Below are 11,098 nucleotides of genomic sequence, written 5' to 3'. Positions count from 1 at the left end.
CTCCGTTCGGGGCTCCTAGGATGAACAGTCATGGGACATCTGCTCGTGACCGGCGGCGCCGGATTCATCGGTGCCAACTTCGTGCACCACGTGCTGGCGCACACGGAGCACTCCGTCACGGTGCTGGACAAGCTCAGCTACGCGGGCAACCGCGAGAACCTGGCGGTCGCTGACCCGGCCCGCTGCGACCTGGTGGTGGGGGACGTCGCGGACGCCGGCGTCGTCGACGACCTGGTGGGCGCGGCGGACGCCGTGGTGCACCTCGCCGCCGAGTCCCACAACGACAACTCCCTGCGGGACCCTTGGCCGTTCGTGCAGACCAACGTGGTGGGGACCTACACCCTGCTGGAGGCCGCCCGGCGGCACGGGACGCGGTTCCACCACGTGTCCACGGACGAGGTGTTCGGGGACCTGGCGCTGGACGACCCGCAGCGCTTCACCGAGGAGACTGCGTACCGGCCGTCGAGCCCGTACTCGGCCACCAAGGCGGCATCGGACCACCTGGTGCGCGCGTGGGCGCGTTCGTTCGGGGTGGAGGTCACGCTGTCCAACTGCTCCAACAACTACGGCCCGTACCAGCACGTGGAGAAGTTCATCCCGCGCCAGATCACCAACGTGCTCACCGGGCAGCGGCCCAAGCTGTACGGCGCGGGGGAGAACGTGCGGGACTGGATCCACGTGGCGGACCACTCCGCCGCGGTGCTGCGCATCCTCGAGTCCGGAACTCCCGGCCGCACGTACCTGGTCGGCGCGGACGGCGAACGGGACAACCTCACGGTGCTGCGGGAGATCCTGCGGCTCATGGGAGAGCCCGAGGACGCGTTCGAGCACGTGACGGACCGCGCCGGGCACGACCGCCGCTACGCGATCGACGGCTCCCGCACCCGCGAGGAACTGGGCTGGAAACCCTGCTACACCAACTTCTCGGAGGGCCTCGCGGACACCATTGCGTGGTACACCGAGCACCGCGAGTGGTGGGAACCCGCGAAGTCCGCCACCGAAGCCGCCTACCGGAAGGCCGGACAGTGAACGCCCAGGACCTCACCGTGCACACCACCGCCATCGACGGGCTGCTGCTCGTGGAGCTGCCCGTCCACGGGGACAACCGCGGCTGGTTCAAGGAGAACTGGCAGCGCGCCAAGGCCGTGGCCGCGGGCCTGCCGGACGCCTCGTTCGTGCAGCACAACATCTCCTTCAACGGCTCCCGCGGCACCACGCGCGGGATCCACGCCGAGCCGTGGGACAAGTACGTCTCGGTGGCCACCGGGCGGATCTTCGGCGCGTGGGTGGACCTGCGCCAAGGGCCGGGCTTCGGCACCGTGGTCACGCACGAGGTCACCTCGGGCACCGCGGTGTTCGTCCCGCGCGGCGTGGGCAACGCGTTCCAGACGCTCGAGGAGGCGACCGCCTACACCTACCTGGTCACGGACCACTGGCGCGCGGACGCCACCGCCGAGTACTCGTTCGTGAACCTCGGTGACCCGCGGCTGGGCATCGAGTGGCCCGTGCCGCTCGCGCAGGCTGAGCTCTCGGACAAGGACCGCGCGCACCCCGCGCTGGACGACGTCGCCCCGCTGGCTCCCGCGCCCGTCCTCGTGCTGGGAGCCCGCGGCCAGGTGGGTGCCGCCCTCACCGAGCTGCTGACCGCGAGCGAGCTGCCGTTCACGTCGTGGACGCGCTCGGAGCTGGACCTCGCGGACCCGGCCTCCTGGCCCGCGGAGATCAGCTCGGGGGACGCCCTGCGCCGGTACCGCGCCGTGGTCAACGCGGCCGCCTTCACGGCAGTGGACGCGGCCGAGAGCACCGAGGGCAGGGCGGCCGCCTGGGCGGTCAACGCCACGGGTGTGGGAGCACTCGCCGCGGCGTGCGCCCGGGCCGGCACCACCCTGGTGCACTTCTCCACGGACTACGTGTTCGACGGCGCCCTGCCTCTGGGCTCGGCGTACGCCCCGGAGGATCCCGTGGCGCCGCTGTCCGTGTACGGGCAGTCGAAGGCCGCGGGGGAGACCGCCGTCCGCGCCTGCCCGCGGCACTACGTGATCCGCACCAGCTGGGTGATCGGGCAGGGGAAGAACTTCGTGGCCACCATGGCGGACCTGGCGCGCCGCGGGGTGGACCCGGCGGTGGTCGCGGACCAGCACGGTCGACTGACCGCGGCGGCCGATCTGGCGGAGGGTGCCCTGCACCTGGTGGACAGCGGCGCCGCGCCTGGCACCTACCACCTCACCGGCTCCGGTGAACCGTGCACCTGGGCGGAGATCGCCCGCTGGGTGTTCGAGGAACTGGGGGCGGACCCGGAACGGGTGCGGCCGGTCGGGACGGCCGAGTACACGGCGGGGAAAGTGGGCATCGCACCCCGACCGACCAACAGCTGCCTGGACACCACCAGCCTGGAGGCCACGGGGTTCTCCCCCCGGGACAGCCGGGCCGTGGTGCGGTCGGTTCTCTCCACCACCCACGACTGACCGCACGGTGACGGACACGAGAGAGCCCCGCTGCCTCACGAGGAGGCGGCGGGGCTCTCTGCGGTACTGGGCCGGAGTCAGACGGCGCGGTCCTGCTTCTGCTCGCCGGAACCCACGGCGCGCTGCGCCATCTCGGACGCGTTGCGCGGCAGGTCCAGGGTGACCTCGGTGCCACCCGTGGAGTGCTTGGCGGTGGCACCGCTCAGGAACAGGGTGGGGACCATGAGCGCCAGGCCGTAGGCCAGGATGCCCACCATGAAGAGCCACCAGCTGTCCGGGTAGGTGCTGAACAGCCACAGGCTCACGAGGATGGTGACCATGCCGCCGCCGAAGAGGATCGCGTTCTTCACGATCTCGCCCTCGCCCGAGTACTGCGGTGCGCGGCGGCCGTGGCGCTCGGTGGTGGTGCGGGTGGCGTGAGCGTCCGCGGCGTGGCTGCCGTCCTCCGTGGTGCGCCCGGTGTGCGGACGGTGCGCGTTGGACTCGGCTTCCGATCTTCTGACCATGAGTTCACCCTTTCAGACCGCCGTGGCGGGCCCAGTACTGTCGTGCAGCCAGTCTAGTGCCTGGCACCCGGACTTGCTGACATTCCGTCGCCGGATGCGGTGGCTCAGAGCCTGCCGGCGATGTCCGCGAGCAGCCGGGAGATGCGGGGCCCGGCGGCGCGGCCCGCCTCCAGGACCTCCTCGTGGGACAGCGCCTCCGGGCTGATGCCGGCGGCCGCGTTGGTCACCAGGGACATCCCCAGGATCTCGAGGCCCGCGTGGCGTGCCGCGATGGCCTCCAGCGCGGTGGACATGCCCACGAGGTCCGCGCCGAGCACCTTGGCCATCTGCACCTCTGCCGGAGTCTCGTAGTGCGGGCCGGGGAACTGGGCGTAGACCCCCTCGTCCAGGGAGGGGTCCACCGCGCGGGCGATGTCCCGCAGCCGCTGGGAGTAGAGGTCCGTGAGGTCCACGAAGGTGGCTCCCTCCAGCGGGGAGCGCGCGGTGAGGTTGATGTGGTCGCGGATCAGGACCGGGGTTCCGGGAGCCCAGTCAAGGTTGAGTCCGCCGCAGCCGTTGGTGAGGATCATGATCTCGCTGCCCGCGGCCGCCGCGGTCCGAACACCGTGGGACACGGCGCGCACGCCCTTGCCCTCGTAGAAGTGGGTGCGGGCGCCGATCACCAGGGCGTGGGAGCCGTCCGCCAGGCGGATCGAGCGCAGCGTGCCGCCGTGGCCCTCGAGCGCGGGCTTGGAGAAGCCGGGGATCTCGTGTGCGGGGACCTCGGACACGGTCTCCCCGAGCAGGTCCGCCGCTCCACCCCACCCGGAGCCGAGGGTCAGGGCGATCTTGTACCGGTCCACGCCGGTGCGTTCCCGCAGGGCGTCGGCGGCCTGCTGGGCGAGCTCGAAGGGTTCCTGGGCCGTGGTGTCAGTCATGCCACCATCCTAGGCACGCACGGCGGCCGCGTCAGCGTGTGGGCGCGCCCCGGTAGGCTGGGGCGCATGGCTGACATGACTGTGCAGAGGGAATTCGCGGACCAGAAGCTCGTGATCATCGGCGGCGGCCCCGGTGGCTACGAGGCCGCCCTCGTGGCGGCGTCGCTCGGGGCGGACGTCACCGTGGTGGAGGAGCAGGGCATGGGCGGCTCCGCCGTGCTCACGGACGTGGTGCCGTCCAAGACGCTCATCGCGTCCGCGGACACCATGAACCGTTTCGCCTCGGCCCGTGACCTGGGTGTGCACGTGGGCGACGACCTCGACGCCACGGAGGAGCTCAACAACCTGCGCGTGGACCTGGACAAGGTCAACGTGCGCCTGCTGCGCCTCGCGGCCACGCAGTCCCGGGACATCAAGCGCGGCCTGGAGCGCGTGGGTGTGCGGGTGGTGGTCGGCCGCGGGAAGATCGTGGACCGCTACACCGTGGTGGTGGACCCCAGCGACGACGAGCCCTACGAGCTGAAGGCGGACGTGGTGCTCGTGTCCGTGGGCGCCCACCCGCGCGAGCTGGACACCGCCAAGCCGGACGGTGAGCGGATCTTCAACTGGAAGCAGATCTACCAGCTCACCGAGATCCCGGAGAAGCTGATCGTGGTGGGCTCCGGTGTGACCGGTGCGGAGTTCGCCTCCGCCTACAACGGTCTGGGCTCCGAGGTCACCCTGGTCTCCTCCCGTGAGCAGGTGCTGCCCGGCTCGGACAAGGACGCCGCCCAGGTGCTCGAGAACGTGTTCGAGCGCCGCGGTCTGCGCGTGCTCTCCCGCTCCCGCGCGGACGCCGTGGAGAACACCGGCGACGGCGTGCGGGTCACCCTCTCGGACGGCCGCAAGATCCGCGGCACGCACTGCCTGCTGGCCGTGGGCTCCATTCCCAACACCGCGGACATGGGTCTCGAGGAGGCAGGGGTGGCCATGACCGAGTCCGGCCACATCCGCGTGGACACGGTCTCCCGCACCACCGCCCCCGGCATCTACGCCGCGGGCGACTGCACGGGCGTCATGCCGCTCGCCTCCGTGGCCGCCATGCAGGGCCGCATCGCCGTCGCGCACATCCTGGGTGACACCGTTCACCCGCTGCGTACGGACGAGGTGGCCTCCAACATCTTCACGTCCCCGGAGATCGCGTCCGTGGGCATCACCCAGCAGGACGTGGAGGCGGACCCCGCCATGTTCACCGGAATGACCATGAACCTGGCCACCAACCCGCGCGCCAAGATGATGGCCGTGGACGACGGCTTCGTGAAGATCTTCGCGCGCCGCGGCAGCGGCACCGTGATGGGCGGCGTGGTGGTGGGCCCGCGCGCCTCGGAGCTGATCTTCCCGATCGCGCTCGCGGTCACCCACCGCCTGGGCGTGGACGACCTCTCGGACACCTTCGCGGTCTACCCGTCCCTGTCCGGGACCATTGCGGAGGCCGCGCGCCGCCTGCACGTCCACCGCTGACCCGGCTCCCGGGGGCGGTACGACGACGCCGCGGTGACCCTTCCTGCGAAGGTCACCGCGGCGTCGTCGTGCGCGGGGCGGGGGAGGGCTACTCCACGACCACCCGGGCGGCACCCACGGTGTTCATGTCCACGTGGCGGGTCTCGGGGGAGAACCACAGGGCCACCAGCGTGATGAGCGCCGCGAGGGACAGGTACAGGCCCACCGAGCCCACTCCGTAGTTGGCGTTGAGCATCACGGCGATGTACGGCGTGATGGCCGCGCCCAGGATCGAGGCCACGTTGTACGCGATCCCGGAGCCGGTGTAGCGCACGTTGGTGGGGAACAGCTCGGGCAGGATCGCGGACATCGAGCCGAACGTGAGGCCCATCAGGGTCATGCCCACGGTCAGGAAGAACAGCACGCGCGGCAGGGAGGCCTCGGCACCCGTGCCCACGAGGGACGGGGCCATGACGATCCCGAACGTGAGCCCGAAGACCAGGATCAGGGACGTGATCACCAGCTGGGACGAGCGGCGTCCGAAGCGGTCCGCGAGCCAGCCGGAGACGGGGACCATGGCCGCGAACAGCAGCACGGAGAGCAGCTGCAGCACCAGGAACGTGCGGTAGGGGATGCCCAGACCACCGGCGGCGGGCTTGCCGATGCCGTAGGAGAGGATCCACGCGGTCATCAGGTAGAACAGCACGTAGGTGGCCAGCATGATGAACGTGCCCTGGACGATCTGCACCCACGAGGTCTTGAACACCTCCAGCACGGGGGCGGTGACCTTCTGCCCCTGCTTCTCCGCGTGCTTGAACACGGGGGTCTCCTCGAGCTTCACGCGCACCCACAGGCCCAGCAGCACCATGACCACCGAGGCCAGGAACGGGATGCGCCAGCCCCACACCAGGAATGCGTGGCTGGTGCTCGGGTCCTCACCGGCGGTGCCGAACTGCATGAGCACCGTGAGCAGCAGGAAGAAGCCGTTGGCCAGGATGAATCCGAACGGCGCACCCAGCTGGGGCCACATGGCGGCGCGGGCCCGCTTGCCCTCCTCGGCGTACTCGGTGGCCAGCAGCGAGGCGCCGGACCACTCGCCACCCAGGCCCACGCCCTGGCAGAAGCGCAGGATGGTGAGGATCAGGGGCGCCCAGATGCCGATCTGGTAGTACGTGGGCAGCACGCCGATCAGGAACGTGGCGATGCCCATGGTCAGCAGGGCGCCGATCAGGGTGGCCTTGCGGCCGATCCGGTCCCCGAAGTGCCCGAAGATCACGGAGCCGATGGGTCGGCCGAAGAACGCCGCGGCGAACGTGGCCATCGAGGCCAGCAGCTTGGCGGTGTCGTCGTTGCCCGTGAAGAACAGGGCGGGGAACACGGCCACGGCGGCCGTGGCGTACACGTAGAAGTCGTAGAACTCGATCGTGGTTCCCACCAGGGAGGCCAGGATCACGCGGCCGCGCGGCACCCTCTGGTTCAGGGACGGCGAGCCGGGGCCCGCGGGGGAAGCGGTCGTGGACATGGAGCTCCTCATCGGCAGTCGGTTCGAAGAATGACTACAAGATAGGGGCGCGGATACCACATGGTGAATTCAGGTGTCCATCATGTGAGACATCCCGTTGACGTCCTGCGGGTGGCCGTTCCGGGGGCCTCGACCGGTACCCCGCACGAGATTCCGGTCGTCGGGGGTCCGGCGCAACGCACGAGGCCCCGGTCCGCAAGGAAACGGCGCAACGCACGAGGCCCCGGTCCGCGGGGGACCGGGGCCTCGTGAGGGCGAGGGGACTCAGGACTCGATGGTGGCCAGCACGGTGCCCGCAGAGACCGTGTCCCCCTCGGAGACCTCCAGGTCCTTGAGCACACCGGCCTTGTGGGCCGTCAGCGGCTGCTCCATCTTCATGGCCTCGAGCACCACGATCAGGTCGCCCTCGGCCACCTCGTCCCCGTTGGACGCGGCGATCTTCACGATCGTGCCCTGCATGGGGGAGGTCAGGGCGTCGCCGGAGGCGCCTCGTGCGGCCGTGCCGCCGCGGGCGCCGCGCTGCTTGCGGGGCTTGGCCTGGGCGGGCGCCGCGGAGCGGGCGGTGCCGGGCAGCTGCGGCATGGTGACCTCCAGCCGCTTGCCGCCGACCTCCACCACCACGGTCTGCCGCTCGGGCTCGTCCGCGGCGGGCTCGGGGGACGCGGCGAACGGCTCGATGCTGTTGTCGAACTCCGTCTCGATCCACCGGGTGTGCACCGTGAAGGGGGTCCCCTCCGGGGTGGCGAAGGCGGGATCGGAGACTACTGCGCGGTGGAACGGGACCACGGTGGGCATGCCCTCGACGGTCATCTCCTGCAGGGCACGGCGGGAACGCTCGAGCGCCTGCGTACGGGTGGCTCCGGTGACGACGAGCTTGGCCAGCATGGAGTCAAAGTTCCCGCCCACGGTCTCGCCGGCCTCCACACCGGAGTCCACGCGGACGCCCGGTCCGGAGGGGACCGTGAACGTGGTCAGGGTGCCGGGGGAGGGCATGAAGTTGCGCCCGGCGTCCTCGCCGTTGATGCGGAACTCGATGCTGTGCCCGCGCACCTCGGGGTCCTCGTAGCCCAGGGCCTCGCCGCGGGCGATCCGGAACTGCTCGCGCACCAGGTCCAGGCCCGAGACCTCCTCGGAGACGGGGTGCTCCACCTGCAGGCGCGTGTTGACCTCCAGGAAGGAGATGGTGCCGTCCTGACCCACCAGGAACTCGCACGTCCCGGCGCCCTGGTAGTTGGCCTCGCGAAGGATCGCCTTGGAGGACTCGTAGAGCCGCCGGTTCTGTTCCTCGCTCAGGAACGGCGCGGGGGCCTCCTCCACGAGCTTCTGGTTGCGGCGCTGCAGCGAGCAGTCCCGCGTGGAGACGACGACCACGGTGCCGTACTGGTCCGCGAGGCACTGGGTCTCCACGTGGCGGGGAGCGTCCAGGAAGCGCTCCACGAAGCACTCGCCGCGGCCGAACGCGGCGGTGGCCTCACGCACCGCGGACTCGTAGAGCTCGGGGATGGCGTCCCGCTCGCGGACCACCTTGATGCCGCGACCGCCGCCGCCGAAGGCCGCCTTGATCGCGATGGGCAGACCGTGCTGGTCCGCGAAGTCCAGAACCTCCTGGGCGGAGGAGACGGGGTCCGCGGTGCCGGGCACCTGGGGCGCGTTCACCTTCTCGGCGATGTGCCGGGCCGCGACCTTGTCACCCAGCTGGGCGATCGCGGCGGGCGGCGGGCCGATCCACGTGAGGCCGGCGTCGATCACGGCGGCGGCGAACTCCGCGTTCTCGGAGAGGAAGCCGTAGCCCGGGTGGACGGCGTCGGCACCCGAGCGCCGTGCGGCGTCGAGCACCTTGTCGATCCGCAGGTAGGAGTCCGCGGCGGTGGTGCCGCCCAGGGAGTAGGCCTCGTCCGCCATGCGCACGTGCAATGCGTCCCGGTCCGGGTCCGCGTACACGGCCACCGAGGTGATGCCCTCGTCACGGGCGGCACGGATCACGCGCACCGCGATCTCCCCCCGGTTGGCCACGAGGACCTTGGTGAGGGGGCGGGTGCCGGTGGCGGCCTCTTGCTGCCGCGAGGTGGTTGTCACGTGTGAACTCCTTGTCGACTCTCTGCCGAAAGATTAGTGCCCGTCCCGGGGGATCGCCTAAGTGTGGCGGCAACCCGTCACGCCAGCTGTGGAACCCCTACAAATCCGTGCGGTCCGCTTCGTCACGCCGCTGACCACCAGGAGGTGGCCGACACCCCCACCGCGCGCAGCAGTTCCCGCAGCGTGGACAGGCTCAGCCCGATCACGGCGTTGGGGTCTCCCGTGACGCGCTCCACGAACACCGACCCGCGCCCGTCCAGGGTGAAGGACCCGGCCACCTGCAGGGGTTCCCCCGTGGCCACGTAGTCACGGATCTCCTGGGCGCTCATGTGGGCGAACTGGACGTCCGCGGAGGCGGTGGCACCCTCCCCGAGGGCGGGATCGCGCCGCGTGTCCACGAGCCAGTGCCCGGTGTGCAGGGTCCCGGTGCGACCGCTCATCCCCGCGATCCGCTCCACCGCCACCTCGGGGGTGTACGGCTTGCCGTAGCTCTGCCCGTCCAGCTCGAACACGGAGTCGCACCCCAGCACGAGCGCGCCAGCCGAGCCCGGCAACTGGGCCACGGCCTCGGCCTTGGCGCGGGCCAGGCGCAGCGCGGTGTCCCGGGGGCTCAGCGGCCCCTCGGCGGCCACGAGGGCGTCCTCGTCCACGTGGGAGACCACGGTTTCGAACGGGATGCCGGCCTTGCTCAGCAGCCCGGCGCGGGCGGGGGACTGGGACGCGAGGATGAGTGAAGGTTCCACGGGCCCACTCTACGGCGCGGCGGGCAGCGCGTTCCGGGCAGGGTACGGCTCGGGGCACGGGACAGCGGTGGCCACCGAGGATCTGGTGGGTCCCTCGGCCCCGGCAGCATGCCCGTGCCCGGGGACGCCGGCCGTGACGGCGGCCGTCGAGGAAGGCGACTCTTCCGGCCCAGGGACCTCCCGCAGCACCCCCAGGGAGAGCAGCTCGCCCACGCACTCGCGTGTCAGCCGCGCGGACTCGGGGTGCGGACCGCACGCGGCGTCCAGCATCTCGCGCAGCGAGTCCGCGGCCTGCGGGCCGTGCTCGCGGCACACGTGCCACACCACCGGGGCGATCCCGGCGAGCACCACCAGGTGTTCGGGCAGCAGCACCAGCAGCTGGGAGGGGTCCTCGGGGTTCTCGAGGGCCTCGACCCACGGCCCGAGGGCCACCGGGGGCGTCTCGGCGGGGTGCGCGTCCGCATGCGCGCCGCCCGCTCGCTCGCCCGGCACCACGTGGCCGCCGCCCGGGGCGCGGGACGCCTGCTCGCGGGCGGCTGCCTGGGCACGGGGAGCGGGTGACGACGCCGCCCGCTCGCCGTGCGCCGTCGGCTCCCCGCGGGGCGACCCGGCGGCGGAGTCCGGTGTCGCGGCGGGGTCGTGCGGCCCGGGACGCGCAGGGGCGGCCGGGTCCGGGGCCCACGCCCGCAGCGGACGCGGCCGCTCGGTGGGAACGGCGGGAACGGTGGCGAGGCGGTGGACGTGCGCGGCGACGTCGTCGATCTCGCGATAGCGCACGGCGCGGACCCCGCCGCACGCGTCGATCGCGCGCACGAGCGTGCGCAGGGGGCGGGGCAGCGCGGGCAGAGCCGAGATGTTGGGCACCAGGGTGGCCAGCGCGGTCACCAGGGGCAGGGGGTCCGTGACGTGCGGGTGCTCCTGCGCGGGGTCGCGTTCGAGCAGCAGCAGCGCTCGCAGCGCTGCCGGTCCGCGCAGGGGGTGCAGGCCGAGATCGTCGGGAGAGACCTGCTCCTTGGGCTCGCCGGGGCCGCGCACCACCGACAGCGGCTTGGGGTACGGCGCGATGCCGAGGTCCGCGGGGTCCACGCACACGGTCTCGTCGCTCACGTAGCCCAGGTCACGACCCAGCCTGCGCGCCGCCGTGGTCTTGCCGGTTCCCGACGCCGCCACGAGCACCGCCGTGCCGCCCGTCACCGGGTCCGCCAGACCCGCCGCGTGGAACATCAGGGAACGGCCCCGGTGGCGCTCGATGCCCGCGAGCGTCACGGCGGTGGTGAGGGACTCCATGGCGACGGCGGGGTCCGCGCACCCGGCGGGCGCCACGATGTGGTGCACCCCGCTGCGGCCCGCATCCTGGGCGGCGGCGGGGACGGGAGCGGTGGCTGGGGCG

Annotated in this window: 8 protein-coding genes and 1 pseudogene; 3 read left to right on the top strand and 6 right to left on the bottom strand. The window is 71.8% G+C overall.

Annotated elements, in window-relative coordinates; all coding sequences use genetic code 11:
- Nucleotides 1-30 precede the first annotated feature (30 nt).
- Entirely contained in the window at nucleotides 31-1,029 is a 999-nt protein-coding gene (gene rfbB, locus D9R02_RS04920; protein WP_121566458.1) for a dTDP-glucose 4,6-dehydratase, read from the top strand.
- A 17-nt stretch (nucleotides 1,030-1,046) separates the two neighbouring features.
- Entirely contained in the window at nucleotides 1,047-2,465 is a 1,419-nt protein-coding gene (gene rfbD, locus D9R02_RS04915; RefSeq protein ID WP_259463908.1) for a dTDP-4-dehydrorhamnose reductase, read from the top strand.
- 77 nt (nucleotides 2,466-2,542) lie between these two features.
- Here the strand turns inward: rfbD and D9R02_RS04910 are convergent, their stop codons facing one another.
- The gene (locus tag D9R02_RS04910) at nucleotides 2,543-2,971 is read right to left on the bottom strand and encodes a hypothetical protein (protein WP_070636260.1); all 429 of its coding nucleotides are present in this window, start codon (nucleotides 2,969-2,971) and stop codon (nucleotides 2,543-2,545) included.
- Between the two features lie 104 nt (nucleotides 2,972-3,075).
- Nucleotides 3,076-3,888 carry a purine-nucleoside phosphorylase gene (locus D9R02_RS04905; RefSeq protein WP_121566457.1) on the bottom strand — a complete coding sequence of 271 codons (813 nt, stop codon included), beginning with the start codon at nucleotides 3,886-3,888 and terminating at the stop codon, nucleotides 3,076-3,078.
- Nucleotides 3,889-3,963: 75 nt separating this feature from the next.
- Between D9R02_RS04905 and D9R02_RS04900 the strand changes: the two genes are divergently transcribed.
- Nucleotides 3,964-5,388, top strand: coding sequence for an NAD(P)H-quinone dehydrogenase (locus D9R02_RS04900; protein ID WP_070636431.1), 1,425 nt, complete (start codon nucleotides 3,964-3,966; stop codon nucleotides 5,386-5,388).
- A gap of 88 nt (nucleotides 5,389-5,476) precedes the next feature.
- Here the strand turns inward: D9R02_RS04900 and D9R02_RS04895 are convergent, their stop codons facing one another.
- The 4 genes and pseudogenes from D9R02_RS04895 to D9R02_RS12070 form a co-directional block, all read right to left on the bottom strand.
- On the bottom strand, nucleotides 5,477-6,889 hold the full coding sequence (locus tag D9R02_RS04895) for an MFS transporter (protein ID WP_121566456.1): 1,413 nt from the start codon (nucleotides 6,887-6,889) through the stop codon (nucleotides 5,477-5,479).
- 264 nt (nucleotides 6,890-7,153) lie between these two features.
- The gene (locus D9R02_RS04890) at nucleotides 7,154-8,965 is read right to left on the bottom strand and encodes an acetyl/propionyl/methylcrotonyl-CoA carboxylase subunit alpha (RefSeq protein WP_070636264.1); all 1,812 of its coding nucleotides are present in this window, start codon (nucleotides 8,963-8,965) and stop codon (nucleotides 7,154-7,156) included.
- A gap of 122 nt (nucleotides 8,966-9,087) precedes the next feature.
- Nucleotides 9,088-9,708 carry a Maf family protein gene (locus D9R02_RS04885; protein ID WP_121566455.1) on the bottom strand — a complete coding sequence of 207 codons (621 nt, stop codon included), beginning with the start codon at nucleotides 9,706-9,708 and terminating at the stop codon, nucleotides 9,088-9,090.
- A gap of 9 nt (nucleotides 9,709-9,717) precedes the next feature.
- A pseudogene (locus D9R02_RS12070) lies at nucleotides 9,718-11,098 on the bottom strand (hypothetical protein); the annotation flags it as partial.

This window comes from Kocuria rhizophila (assembly GCF_003667225.1).
Classification (GTDB): Bacteria; Actinomycetota; Actinomycetes; order Actinomycetales; family Micrococcaceae; genus Kocuria; species Kocuria rhizophila.
This window is presented reverse-complemented; position numbering and strand designations above follow the sequence as displayed.